At 59.4% G+C, this 12,796-nt stretch carries 15 protein-coding genes; 5 read left to right on the plus strand and 10 right to left on the minus strand.

Going from position 1 to position 12,796, the window contains the following annotated elements; genetic code table 11:
- Positions 1-475 precede the first annotated feature (475 nt).
- On the plus strand, positions 476-688 hold the full coding sequence (locus tag BW958_RS10070) for a DUF1107 family protein (protein ID WP_076575760.1): 213 nt from the start codon (positions 476-478) through the stop codon (positions 686-688).
- Positions 689-842: 154 nt separating this feature from the next.
- Here the strand turns inward: BW958_RS10070 and BW958_RS10075 are convergent, their stop codons facing one another.
- From BW958_RS10075 to phoB, 8 genes are all read right to left on the minus strand, one after another.
- Entirely contained in the window at positions 843-1,454 is a 612-nt protein-coding gene (locus BW958_RS10075) for a BamJ family beta-barrel-assembly machinery protein (protein WP_076575607.1), read from the minus strand.
- A 68-nt stretch (positions 1,455-1,522) separates the two neighbouring features.
- Positions 1,523-2,242: a copper homeostasis protein CutC gene (locus tag BW958_RS10080; RefSeq protein WP_076575608.1), complete on the minus strand. Its 720-nt coding sequence runs from the start codon at positions 2,240-2,242 to the stop codon at positions 1,523-1,525.
- The gene (locus BW958_RS10085; RefSeq protein ID WP_076575609.1) at positions 2,239-3,165 is read right to left on the minus strand and encodes an ROK family protein; all 927 of its coding nucleotides are present in this window, start codon (positions 3,163-3,165) and stop codon (positions 2,239-2,241) included. Before BW958_RS10085 ends, BW958_RS10080 begins: the two co-directional genes overlap by 4 nt.
- Positions 3,166-3,243: 78 nt before the next feature.
- Entirely contained in the window at positions 3,244-3,738 is a 495-nt protein-coding gene (locus BW958_RS10090) for a GNAT family N-acetyltransferase (protein WP_143233065.1), read from the minus strand.
- A complete protein-coding gene (locus BW958_RS10095; RefSeq protein ID WP_076575610.1) occupies positions 3,726-4,523 on the minus strand; it encodes a M48 family metallopeptidase in 798 nt (265 codons plus the stop codon). Before BW958_RS10095 ends, BW958_RS10090 begins: the two co-directional genes overlap by 13 nt.
- A gap of 121 nt (positions 4,524-4,644) precedes the next feature.
- Positions 4,645-5,619 (minus strand): PstS family phosphate ABC transporter substrate-binding protein, encoded by a 975-nt coding sequence (locus BW958_RS10100; protein ID WP_076575611.1) that lies wholly within the window; start codon positions 5,617-5,619, stop codon positions 4,645-4,647.
- 160 nt (positions 5,620-5,779) lie between these two features.
- Positions 5,780-7,090, minus strand: a complete 1,311-nt coding sequence (phoR, locus tag BW958_RS10105; RefSeq protein WP_076575612.1) for a phosphate regulon sensor histidine kinase PhoR — start codon at positions 7,088-7,090, stop codon at positions 5,780-5,782.
- A gap of 8 nt (positions 7,091-7,098) precedes the next feature.
- On the minus strand, positions 7,099-7,788 hold the full coding sequence (gene phoB, locus BW958_RS10110; RefSeq protein ID WP_076575613.1) for a phosphate regulon transcriptional regulator PhoB: 690 nt from the start codon (positions 7,786-7,788) through the stop codon (positions 7,099-7,101).
- 158 nt (positions 7,789-7,946) lie between these two features.
- Here phoB and BW958_RS10115 point away from each other — a divergent pair, with 158 nt between their 5' ends.
- Positions 7,947-8,774, plus strand: coding sequence for an SDR family oxidoreductase (locus BW958_RS10115; protein ID WP_076575614.1), 828 nt, complete (start codon positions 7,947-7,949; stop codon positions 8,772-8,774).
- A 2-nt stretch (positions 8,775-8,776) separates the two neighbouring features.
- On the opposite strand, the gene BW958_RS10120 is transcribed toward BW958_RS10115, so the two are convergent.
- Positions 8,777-9,109 (minus strand): DUF1904 family protein, encoded by a 333-nt coding sequence (locus tag BW958_RS10120; protein WP_076575615.1) that lies wholly within the window; start codon positions 9,107-9,109, stop codon positions 8,777-8,779.
- Between the two features lie 73 nt (positions 9,110-9,182).
- Between BW958_RS10120 and BW958_RS10125 the strand changes: the two genes are divergently transcribed.
- From BW958_RS10125 to BW958_RS10135, 3 genes are all read left to right on the plus strand, one after another.
- Positions 9,183-10,067, plus strand: coding sequence for a TraB/GumN family protein (locus BW958_RS10125; RefSeq protein WP_076575616.1), 885 nt, complete (start codon positions 9,183-9,185; stop codon positions 10,065-10,067).
- Positions 10,068-10,151: 84 nt separating this feature from the next.
- A complete protein-coding gene (gene smrA, locus BW958_RS10130) occupies positions 10,152-10,763 on the plus strand; it encodes a DNA endonuclease SmrA (RefSeq protein WP_076575617.1) in 612 nt (203 codons plus the stop codon).
- A 22-nt stretch (positions 10,764-10,785) separates the two neighbouring features.
- Positions 10,786-12,264 (plus strand): carboxypeptidase M32, encoded by a 1,479-nt coding sequence (locus BW958_RS10135; protein ID WP_076575618.1) that lies wholly within the window; start codon positions 10,786-10,788, stop codon positions 12,262-12,264.
- A gap of 42 nt (positions 12,265-12,306) precedes the next feature.
- Here the strand turns inward: BW958_RS10135 and BW958_RS10140 are convergent, their stop codons facing one another.
- A complete protein-coding gene (locus tag BW958_RS10140; RefSeq protein WP_076575619.1) occupies positions 12,307-12,705 on the minus strand; it encodes a VOC family protein in 399 nt (132 codons plus the stop codon).
- Between the last annotated feature and the right edge of the window lie 91 nt (positions 12,706-12,796).

Below are 12,796 nucleotides of genomic sequence, written 5' to 3' on the forward strand. Positions count from 1 at the left end.
TGTCGCGCATTTGCACCATAACGAGGGGGTAAAAACCTGTCAATCGGTGCAAAATAGCACAACAACAGTGCAGCAGGAGAAAATCCTGCAACCAAAGGAAAGTGTAGTTGCACTTTTAGGAAATATGCCAATTTGACTCTAAGCTCACTAACTTAGCACAGAAAAGCACCATGATTTTTTTTTGTAACAAGTGCTCACTGCACCATGATGGTGCGAAAAATCGTCCTACTTTCTAGACTCTTGTCCAGATATTTAAGTGTAAGCCGCGTCAGATGGCGCCAGGGCACTGATTGAGCACTGCCGAATAAAGTAGGAACGATTGATGCTTGTTTATGCTCATTGCCAGGTTGTTCAGGCAGATTGTGATAGGGCTCGCGAATATGGGAATAATGAACATGAATGAAAATACCTGTTCATACTCCTGTCATGTGAGTCCTGTATAGTATGAGTCACCATGAACAAGCGGGAGGAACAGATGAAAGTTTTTAAACGCTTCTCGGCAATTCAAATCGCCCGTTATGTGAAAAGTTTTCACCGGGGCGCCTTTATGGTGGAGTCTGTAGGTGAGTTTCGTTTCGCCAATGGACTGGTGACCATCGAGAGCCAGCCTAGCCATCTGAAAACCCTGGCAGGTCAGGTGAACCAGCTGCTGCGCAGCCTGCGTTGTGATGAGTCGCTCTACGCCTGATGCCCTGATCCTGACGATAGCAGTGACTTGCCATCGCGCCTTGCTGTGACCCACCCCATCGGGCCATTTCCCCTTCTCAACCGCGCAAGCACACTCACGTCAGACAAAAGAAACGGCGGCCACTTGGGCCGCCGCGTTCATTTCTGACTGGCTATTACAGGATATCCAGCAGTTCCACTTCAAACACCAGCGCACTATACGGCGGGATGGAGCCAGCGCCACGGGCACCGTAGGCCAGATCCTGCGGAATGTAGAGCTTCCACTTGGAGCCAACCGGCATCAGCTGCAGCGCTTCAACCCAGCCCTTGATAACACCAGTCACCGGGAATTCGGCCGGTTGACCACGGCTGACAGAGCTGTCGAACACGCGGCCGTCGGTAAAGGTACCGTGGTAGTGAACGCGAACAGATTGACCTGCAACCGGCGTGGCGCCGTTACCGGCAGTGATCACTTCGTACTGCAGACCGGAATCGGTCACGCTCACGCCATCACGCTTGGCATTATCAGCCAGGAAGGCTTCGCCATCGGCTGCAGCCGCCTTGGCAACGGCCTCCTGCTCGGCTTGCATACGCTCGGTGATCACCTGGAAGGCATCGTTGATGTCATCGCGGCTAACGGCGAATTCGACACCGTTGAGGGCATCGGCCAGACCTTGCTGCAGGGCAGCGATATCCAGACCACTGAACGCCTGCTGTGCCAGCTGGTCACCCATGTTGCGACCAACGCCGTAGCTGGCCTTCTGTTCAATCGATTCGTATTGGGACATGTGTCTCTCGCTTGTCTCGCGCGGATAAATGAGCCGGGATGATACCAAATACCGTGGGCCCTGTCGTGCTACCCCAACCGTTGCCGTACAGCGGCCACCTTGTCGTGATCGGTCACGTTGACCCGACCATCGTCAGATGCGCCCATAGCGACACCGCTGGTCATGGCACTGCCGCGCCACCCCATGCCGGACATATGCACTTCACTGACCCCGATTGCCGCGACAATATGAGCCACATTACCGGCATTAACGCCAGCGCCGGGCATCAGGCTGGCACGATCTGCTAACTGCTCGCGCATCAGCACCAGGGTCTCAAGCCCCTGCTCGGCGGATGCAGCCTGTCCCGAGCTTAAAATCCGCTCACAACCGGCGGCCACGATGGTCTCCAGATCGGCGCGCCAGTCACTGGAGAGATCAATGGCGCGGTGAAAGGTGACGCCAAGAGGACCGGCCGCCACCATCAGGCGCTCAAGCGCAGCCTTGGGTACTCTGCCGTGCTCATCGAGCAGCCCCACCACCACCCCGTGCAAACCGGCCGCGCGGGCAGCAGCAATATCGAGCGCCATCAGCTCCAGCTCATCAGGCGAAAAACAGAAATCCCCGGCACGCGGGCGGATCATGGCGTAAACCGGAATACGTGCCATCCGCACCGCCTGCTGCATCAACCCAACTGACGGGGTCAAGCCGCCAAGCGCCAGTGCGCTGCACAGTTCAATACGATCAGCACCGGCATCCTGGGCAATCAACAGGGACTCCAGATTGTCGATACAAATTTCCAAGGTGGTCATGACAGTGAATCCTTCCCATTCATGGCAAGAGTGAGCAAGGCGGCGCCGCGAACGCCGGCATCGGCTCCGTGACGCGCGCCGCGTATGGCGGGCAGGGTCACGCCCGGCAGCAGATGACCGGGCAAGCGGCGTGGTAGCTCGTGATACAGCGGTTCAAAGCGGGCCAGCCCGCCCCCCAGCACCACCACATGGGGATCTAAGGTGGAAACCGCTGCGGCCAGCATGGCGGCCAGCACCTCCAGCCAGCGATCAATACACGCTTGTGCCCTGGGCTCTTTATCCTGATAGCGGGCCACGATCTGCTCGCCGCTCAACCGCTCACCGCCAAGATGCTGGTAAAGACGGGTTAGCCCCGAGCCAGAGGCCAAGGTCTCGCTACAGGCCAAACGACCGCAGCCACAACGCAGCATCGGCAAATCGGGGTATTTAAGCAGCAAGGTCACCGGCAGCGGCACATGACCTATTTCACCCGCCACCCCATTGGCGCCGCGATGCAGCGCGCCGCGACAGCAGACGGCACCACCGATACCGGTACCAATGGTGACACCAAAGGCACAGCTGGCGCCATCGGCCGCGCCGCCGTGCAATTCGGACCAGAGGAAGCAGTTGGCGTCATTATCGACCACGACCGGGCGCGTTAGTCGCTCTGTCAGATCCTGCGTCAGCAAACGCCCGTGAATGGCCGGCAGATTCGCGGCCACCACGCGCCCGGCCTCAGTGACAATGCCCGGGAAACCGAGCCCGAGCGAGCCACGCTGCCCAAAGCGCGTATCGGCGTCATTAACCAGTCGCGCCAACAGAGTGAGCAAGGCGTCGTAATCATTGGCCGGTGTCGGCAGTTGCTGGCGCTCACACGGCTGCCAGTCGGTATCATAGGCAGTAAAGAGCAGCTTGGTGCCGCCCAGGTCTACGCCATAGTGCATGGCTTATCCTTGGTGTCAGGTTATCACCGGCCCATTTTAGGCAAGGCAAGACGCCAAACCTTGATGGCCGGCGAAAAATCAGAGCGCACGCGCCAGTAAAAACTGCTGGCAGTCGCGGCCAAGGGAGTGCAGGGTACGCCGCTCACCCGCCGGCCGAAAGCCCTGCTTAAAATAGAATGCCGCCCCAACCCGGTTGCCATGCAGCAGCCAGAGCCGGGCCTCTTGGCAACCGGCGCGGCGCATCTGTTGGGAAACGGCCAGCCACAGCCGTTGTCCCAGCCCCTGTCGCCAGTGATCCGGATGCAGATAGAAGGCGCGCAGCCAGGCGATGTTATCTTCGCATTGCCAGTAAAGTAGTCCGACCGGCACGTCATCGAGGCAGACCAGCAGCGGGCGCTGGTCGCTTTGGGCAATGCGCGTCTGCCACACCTCGAGATGCTGCTGCTCGCTCATCTGTTCGAGCAGATCATCCCCGAGCACCGAGCCATAGGCGGCCAGCCAACTGGCGCGTTGCAAGGCAACCATGGCGGTCGCATCAGCAGCCTGGGAAAAACGCAAGGTTACAGACGGCACTGGGGATGCCTGCCTTGGGTGCGCGCTGCCTGATAGAGCGATTCAACCTGGGTCAGCTCGGCCTGCAAGGCCGCAATGCGCTGCTGGTCGCTCGGGTGAGTCGAAAGCAGTACCGGCGGTTTGTTGCCACCACTGCTGGCGCTCATGCGCTGCCACAGCGTCACCGCTTCTGCCGGGTTGAAACCGGCACGTGCCATCAACTCCAAACCAAGCTGATCGGCCTCGCTCTCTTGCGCGCGGCCATAGGGAAGCAGCACCCCGACCTGTACACCCAAACCCAACGCAGCCATGGTGGTACTGCCATACTCGCTCTGGCCCAAGGTGGCGTCAGCGGCGGCCATGCCAATGCCGGCCAGTTGGGTGCGGGAGAGGCGCTCGTTGGTGTGCTGCGCCAATACGTGGGTGATTTCGTGGCCGATAACGGTGGCCAGTTGGTCCTGATTATTGGCCACCTTGAGCAGACCGGTATAGACCCCAATCTTGCCGCCTGGCAGAGCGAAGGCGTTGATCTCTTTGGAATCAAACACCACCACCTCCCAGCTGTGAATGCCGTAACTGGCCGGAATCTCGGCCGTCACCGCCTTGGCCACGCACTGCACATAATGGTTAACCTTGGCATCCTTGCTGATTTTTTCCTGCTGCTTCATCTGGGTGAAGGATTGAGCCCCGAGCTGGCTCATCTGTTGCGGGGAGTAAAGCAACATCTGGCTGCGCCCGGTGGGCGACTCGGCACAACCGGCCAGCACAGCGCTTAACAGCAGCGGCAGGGCAATGCGACGAAACATGGGGACGATCCTTTTTTACGACGACTCGTTATATTGTCAAAAAAGGGTCAGGAGTGTGCAAGTTATCAAAACAACAAAACGCAAAACGGGCCCCGCAGGACCCGTCATGAGGCCATCACACTCAGTTAAGACCGAGTTTCTTCAGGTCGTTATCAATCACCTTGCCCGGCAGCGGGATGTAACCATCTTTGGCTACGATACTCTGACCGGTTTTGGAGAGGATCAGCTTGATAAACTCCTGCTCCATCGGCGACAGCGGCTTGTTCGGGTGCTTGTTGACATAAACGTAGAGGAAGCGCGACAGCGGATACTTGCCCGCCAGGGCGTTTTGCTCAGAGGCCTCCACGAAGGTTTTGCCATCTTTGGAGAGCGGCACGGCGCGCACGCCAGAGGTCACATAACCAATCCCGGAATAACCGATACCGTTAAGCGACGAGGAGACCGACTGCACCACAGAGGCAGAGCCCGGCTGCTCGTTCACACCGCTTCTGAAGTCACCCTTACACAGGGCGTGCTCCTTGAAATAACCATACGTACCCGATACCGAGTTGCGACCATACAGCTGGATGTCCTTGCCTGCCCAGTTGCCAGTCAGCCCCACATCCGCCCAACGCGCAGCCTGCTTGGCGCTACCGCACTTGAGGGTGCTCGAGAAGATGGCATCGACCTGCTCCATGGTCAGCCCCTTGACGGGGTTGTCCTTGTTGACGAACACAGCGAGCGCATCAACGGCTACCGGAATGCCGGTCGGCTTGTAGCCGTAGCGCTTCTCGAACGCTTCGATTTCGCCAGCCTTCATCTCGCGGCTCATCGGGCCAAACTGGGCTACCCCTTCGGTCAGCGCCGTCGGCGCCGTGGACGAACCGGCCGCCTGGATTTGCACGTTCACGTTCGGATACATGCGCTTAAACTCTTCAGCCCACAGAGTCATCATGTTGGCCAGGGTATCAGAGCCCACCGACGAGAGGTTGCCGGAGATACCGCTCACCGGCTGGTAATCCTTAAGGGAGGCATCCACGCCGGCCGCGATGCTAGCCGTGGAAAAAAGGGTTGCCAGACTAAGACCGACCACGCCTGCCAAGGTGTTGAGTTTCATCCAATCGCTCCAAAAGTCAGAAGGTACAGCTCAAAGGTGGCGCCAGGTTCTGGTGGGCCTGCGACAAAAATAGGCAACCAATATGACACTCATATGACATTCTGAACGCATGTGACAAAAAATGCCCCGACAGTGCGGGGCATTCAAAACGGAACAGACATCAGGCACTTTTGCGATGATTTCCGACCAGCAACTGCGCCGGGATCACGAAGCTAAAGCGGCTACCTTTACCAACCCGGCTCTCGATATCGAGATGCGAGTCGTGGTGGCTCAAGGCGTGCTTGACGATGGCCAACCCCAAACCAGAGCCACCGGTCTGGCGCGAGCGAGCCCGATCCACCCGATAGAAGCGCTCGGTCAGCCGTGACAGATGCTCTGGCGCAATGCCATCGCCCTCATCGCTGACGGAAAACAGCGCGCTTTGTCCCTGCTTGCGCCACTCCACCGTGATGCCACGTCCGGCCGGGGTGTAGTGCACTGCGTTGTAGACCAGATTCGACACGGCGCTACGCAGCAGATCCGGGTCGCCATAGATGTTCAGGCCCGGCTGGATAACAAACTCGATACGGTGCTGCTTATCGCCGGAGAGCGCATGAGCCTCCTGTTCGAGGATGGCCAGCATGGCGGGCATATCTACCACTCGGGTGAGATCCACATCGCTGGCTGCTTCGATACGCGACAAGGTGAGCAGCTGGTTAACCAGATTGTCCATGCGCACCGCCTGCTCGAACATCACCTTGTGCACCTTGCCCCAGGTGGCCGGAGTCGGCGGCTCCTCAATCATTTCGAGATAGCCTTTGAGCACTGTAAGCGGCGTGCGCAGCTCATGAGAGACGTTGGCGACGAAGTGCTTACGGGTCTTTTCAAGACTGCGCAGCCGGGTCACGTCCCGCGCAACCAGGATCACCTGCTCAAGGGCGTAGGGCATGATCCGAAACTCCAGCAACTTGTCCTCGTTGACCGGTGAGGGCAGCTCGAGCGGATCTTCGTAATCCCCTTTGCCAAGGTAAGCCGTAAACGCCGGCGCCCGAATGAGGTTACCGATATGCTGGCCGGCATCTTCAGGCCAGCGAAAACCGAGCATCTTCTCGGCCAGCCGGTTACACCAGAGAATGGAGCCATCTTCCCGATAGACCACGGCCGCATCGGGTAGCGCCTCGGCCCCTTCCCGAAAGCGGCGAATAAGGCTTGCCAGCTCGCGGCGACGAGAGCGTTGCCGCTGCTGCAAACGGTAAATACCGTTGAAGATATCTTCCCAGCTGCCGGTGCCGGTCGGCGGCACCAGACTGCGGTCGTGCCACAGCCAGTAGGCCAACCTGCGCTGCTGGCGATAGTGCCAGCCGATATGCAGCACCGCCGCCACCAGCAAGGCAGCCGCCGGGTGGTCAAGCAGCCAGCCCAGCAGGGCGAACGGGGCATAAAAGCCGGCGATTCTCCACGACTGCTGGCGCCAACTGTAAGGTCGCAACATGATGTGTCCTACAAGCGGGTGGAAAAGCGGTAACCGGCGCCTCTCACTGTCTGGATCAGACGGTCATGTCCCGTCTCTTCGATAGCCTTGCGCAGACGGCGGATATGCACATCCACGGTGCGGTCTTCCACATAGACGTTGGTACCCCACACATTGTTGAGCAGCTGTTCACGACTGTAAACCCGCTCCGGGTGGGTCATGAAAAAGTGCAACAGCTTGAATTCGGTAGGCCCCATGTCGAGGGCGCGCTCCTCGACACTGACCCGGTGCGACAGGGGATCAAGGCGCAGCCCCTGCACTTCAATGGCCTCTTCGATCGAGGTGGGCGATACCCGGCGCATCACTGCATGCAGGCGCGCAGTCAACTCTTTGGGGGAAAATGGCTTGGTGATGTAGTCGTCGGCACCGGCTTCGAGGCCGCGCACCTTATCCTCTTCCTCGCCACGGGCAGTGAGCATCACCACCGGGATCTGGCGAGTCACTTCATCGAGTTTCAGTTGCTTGATGAACTGGATACCGCTGCCGCCTGGCAACATCCAGTCCAGCACGATCAGCTCAGGGTAGGGCTCTTTCACCTTGGCCAGACCATCCTCAAAATCCTGGGCTTCGATGGCTTCATACCCCTTCTGCTCGAGCACAAAGCAGAGCATCTCGCGGATTGGGGCCTCATCCTCGACCACCAGAATTCGCTTTGCCATTTCGCTTAACTCCCGTATGAAGAAATGTGCGCCAATTATTGGAACTTTCTGTGACACTTTTATGACTTTACGCCGCAGCGCCGACGCGAGCCAGCGGACGGTTGCATTTGTGGCAACGGACGGTCACTCTATTTGCCCCGAATGGTTGGAACCCCAGCATGTCACGCTTCGTCCTTATCACCGGCTGCTCCAGCGGCATCGGCCTTGCCGCAGCCCACGGTCTTCGTCAGCACGGTTTTTCCGTTATTGCCTCCACCCGCAGCGAAGAGGACGCAGCCCGGCTACGCCGTGAGGGGTTTACGGCCATTCGTCTCGATCTCGCTGATCCAGCCAGCATTGATGCCGGCGTGGCTGAAGCTCTGTTTCTCGCAGGCGGCCGGCTGTATGGCCTGTTTAACAATGGCGCCTACGGCCAGCCGGGGGCGCTCGAAGATCTGCCAACCGAGGCGCTGCGCGAACAACTCGAAACCAACCTGATTGGCTGGCACCATCTGATCCGGCAGGTGCTGCCGGGCATGCTGGCCGCCGGTGAAGGGCGCATCATCCAGAACAGCTCAATTCTCGGGCTGGTTGCCATGCGTTTTCGCGGCGCTTACAACACCAGCAAATTCGCCATCGAAGGCTACAGCGATACTCTGCGCCTTGAGCTTGCCGGCACCGGTGTCCATGTCAGCCTGATTGAGCCCGGCCCCATCGACACCCGCTTTCGGGTCAATGCCCGTGACGCCTTCCTGCGCCACATTGACCCCAAAGAGAGCCGCCACAAAAAGGCATATCGCCAGACGCTCAAACGGCTGGAAAAAGAGGGGCCGAGCGGCCGCTTTACCCTGCCGCCGGAGTCCTGCCTGCCTCCCCTGCTCCATGCGCTTAACAGCCGCCGACCGCGTGCCCGCTACCCGGTCACCTTCCCGACCCGGCTGTTTGCGCTGCTGCGCCGGCTGCTGCCTACTTGCTGGCTGGACCGGCTACTGGTGAAATCAGCCTGAGACTAGAAGTGCTGACCATCGCTGTAGTAAGCGCTGCGCTCGAGGGGCTGGAAAATCACGGCCACCCGGCTCTGCTCACCACAGATGGTCTTGACCTGGGTGGTAATTAATTTGGCGGCCGCATCCTGGGTCGCCTGATCACGGGCAAACCAGGCCACCTCGATCATCGGGCTGGCCTGCACCGGCCAGCCGCCCGACACAAAGGTGCTCTCCACCCGCTCCAGCGTAAAATTGGCCGGATCACTGCCCAGCAGGGCTGCCAGATCATCGATCAGGGTAAGGCTCAAACGCTCCACATCCGGCTGGGACAGGGCGCGACAACGCACATGAGGCATGACAACTCCGTTTTGTCTGGTTCTTCGCGAAAGAGCAACGTCTTGCAGTGTGCAACATAAGTTAAGGATTTTCATGATCAAATTTCTGCGTTACTCACTTTGGCTACCTCTGCTGCTGGTGCCACGGCTGCTGTTGGCCGAGCCAGCCTTCTATGAGCTGAACAAAGAGGGACAGACGCTTTGGTTGATGGGCTCTATCCATGCCGGCACAGAGTCGCTCTATCCGTTGCCAGCGGTGATCACATCGTGCTGGCAACAGAGTCGCCAATTGGTGGTCGAGGTAGACTTAAACAGCGTCCCTCCGGACGAGATAGCCAGGATGGGCACGCTGACCCGCCTGCCCAGCGGGCAAACGCTCAAGAGCGTGTTAGACCCGGCGCTGTATCAGCGCACCCAAGAGGCAGCCGCCACGTGGCAAGTACCGATGCAGGCGCTCGATCAGCTCAAGCCCTGGTCGGTCGCTCTCACCCTGACCCAGGCCGCCATGGTCCGTAGCGGCTTTTCGCCAGACCTTGGCGTCGATAGCCACTTTCTGGCCTCGGCACACGAGCGCCAACTGCCCGTGGTGGGACTGGAAGGATTTAGTGAGCAACTCGGTTATCTTGCCAGCGTCGAGCCTTACCAAAGCGCCATGCTGCAGAGCACCCTGGATGAGCTGACCGATTTTCGCCAGAGCTTTAACGAGGTGATGAACGCCTGGCAAAACAATGACAGCAAACGACTGGCGGCACTGCTCAAAGAAGAGCTGGGCCCTCCCGAGTTACAAACCTGGCTGGAGCAAACCCTGCTCATTGAGCGCAACCAGCGCTGGTTGCAGAAGATTCCCACGCTGCCTGATCGCAGCTTTGTGGTCGTCGGCGCACTGCACCTGTATGGCCCGCACGGCCTGCTCAGTGCACTAAAACAGAAGGGCTATACACTGCATCTGCTGACGTCCGCGAGTAAGAGTGCTCACTGAGTGGCCATCCGATTCACGGCCTCTTGTCCTGCCAGCGGCAGATCGTATCATTGAGTCATCCTCATTGATGAAGTTCATATCGCCATGTCAGGAACTAACGCCGTGCCCACTGACGATCACCACGACGAGAACCAGCTGTTTATGCAGGAGATGAGCGGGGTTAAACCACTCACGACAGATCGCGTCCTGCTGCAACCGGGTCATCATGCACCGAGCGACGCCCAGCTGGCTCGCCGTGAGGCAGCCATGCGCGATAGCGGCGCGGCGCTCGATTACCTCACCATGGAGGCCATCGATATGCTGCGCCCCGACTCGCTGGTGGGCTTTAAGCGTGATGGGGTGCAGGAAGGGGTCTACAAGAAGCTGCGCCTTGGTAAATATGAGCTGCAAGCCAGCCTCGATCTGCACCAGCACACACTGCGCGAGGCGCGCATGGTGTTGCTGCAATTTGTGCGCGACTGTCTGGAGCGCGATATCCGCTCGGTGCTGATCCTGCACGGCAAGGGCGAGCGCAGCCAGCCGCAGGCGCTGCTGAAAAGTTATGTCAGCGCCTGGCTGCCGCATATCCCCGAGGTGATGGCCATCCACAGCGCAGAGCGGCGTCATGGCGGCAGTGGCGCTCTCTATGTGCTGCTAAGAAAAAGCGACCGCAAGAAAGCCGAGAACCGCGAACGCCATATGCGCCGTCTTGGCTGACCACTCACAAGGAACGTTCACCATGTCCTATCAGAAACTTCAGCAACACCAGCGCCGTATCTATCGGCTGCAACATCTGGCGGCGATCTGCGGCTGGGATCAGGCCACCATGATGCCTGCTGGCGGCAACGAAGCACGCGCTGAGGCGCTGGCCGAGCTCAAGCTGATGCTGCACGAGCGCCAGACTGCCCCCGAGCTGGCCAACTGGATTGCCGCGGCCGAGCAGGAGTCCCTCAACGCTGCAGAGCAAGCCAATCTGGTCGAAATCACCCGCCGTTGGCGCGATGCCACCTTGCTGCCGGGGGAGCTGGTCGAAGCGCTCTCGCTGGCCGGTAGCCGCTGCGAGCATGCCTGGCGCAGCCAGCGTCCGCGTAACGACTGGGCCGGTTTTGCCGAGAATTTTCGCGAGGTGGTGCGTCTGTCACGGGAGGTCGCCAACCGGCGCGGTGATGCGCTGGGGCTGCGCCCTTACGATGCCATGCTGGCGCTCTACGAGCCGGGCATGACGGTCGCTCGTCTGGACAACATTTTTGGCGAGCTGACCGGCTGGTTGCCGGGATTGATCCGCCAGGTCACCCAGCGCCAGCAAGGCAGCCAGCCGCAAGAACCGATTGGGCCGTTTTCGATTGCCAGCCAGGAAGCGCTCGGGCGTGAGGTGATGGGCCTGCTCGGCTTTGATTTCGAGCATGGTCGACTGGATGTGAGCACCCACCCCTTCTGCGGCGGTGTCCCGACCGATGTGCGCATGACCACCCGCTATAACGATGCGGAGTTTGTCTCTAGCCTGATGGGGATCGTGCACGAAACCGGCCATGGCCGTTACGAACAAGGCCTGCCGCGCCAGTGGCTCGATCAGCCGGTGGGCGAAGCGCGTTCAATGGGCGTACACGAGAGCCAGAGTCTGTTTTGTGAAATGCAGCTTGGTCACCACCCGGCATTTTTGTCACTGCTCACGTCGCGCATCCAGCACTATTTCGGCCAGCAACCGGCGCTGGAGACAGGCAACCTGACACGCCTGTATAACCGGGTACAGCCGGGCTACATCCGGGTCAATGCCGACGAAGTCACCTATCCGGCCCACATCATTTTGCGCTATGAGCTGGAGCGTGATCTGATGGAAGGTGTGATCGAGGTTGACGACATTCCGGCGCTGTGGGACGAGAAGATGCGCCACTGGCTGGGGCTCTCGACCGAAGGCAACTTCACCGATGGCTGCCTGCAGGATATTCACTGGACAGATGGCTCGTTCGGTTATTTCCCAAGCTATACGCTCGGCGCCATGATGGCGGCCCAACTGCGCTTTGCACTGGAGCGCGAACTGGGCCCCCTTGGCGAGCTGGTTTCAAGCGGCCGGCTGCCCGAGATCTTCAACTGGCTCGGCAAGCATGTCTGGTCACAGGCCAGCTTGCTGCCAACCGATACCCTGCTCGAGCGCGCCACCGGCGAAGCGCTGAACCCACATTGGCTACGCCGCCATCTGGAAAGTCGCTACCTCGGGTAATCATCTGAGGTCATCACAGGGCTGCCCGGGCAGCCCTGTGATCTATTCTGTCGATTCAGCGAGCCATTCGCGCAGCTGCAACACGTTCCCTTCCGGATCAAACCCGTTTCGCATGACAAAGCCCGGCCCGCTCCACTGCGCGGGTAATAATCCGCCGCCGAGATCGGCCGCCTTCACTTCTGCTTGCGCCAGACTGCTGACTGAGAAAAACAGCTTGATGGCACTCGTTTCACGGATCTGTGGCGGATTGTGCACCACCACCTTGTCTGCATAAGGCGCAGGGATGCTATGCAGCACCAGCTGGGTATCTGCGTTTTCCAGCACGGCGTAATCATCTGCGTGATGCAACACTTGCATCCCGAGCAGGGTTTGATAAAAGCGGATCTGCCGCGCGAGATCCGATACATAAATAAGTGCGCCAGCGCGCGCCGCTCCTGCCATGCTCACTCCTCCCTGTGTGGTGTCTCCTACCCTCGCACAGCAGCGCCGGTCTGGCGATGGCTTTTGTTTTAATTGCTGTCCGTTTTTGGCT

The organism is Aeromonas sp. RU39B (assembly GCF_900156095.1).
GTDB lineage: Bacteria > Pseudomonadota > Gammaproteobacteria > Enterobacterales > Aeromonadaceae > Aeromonas.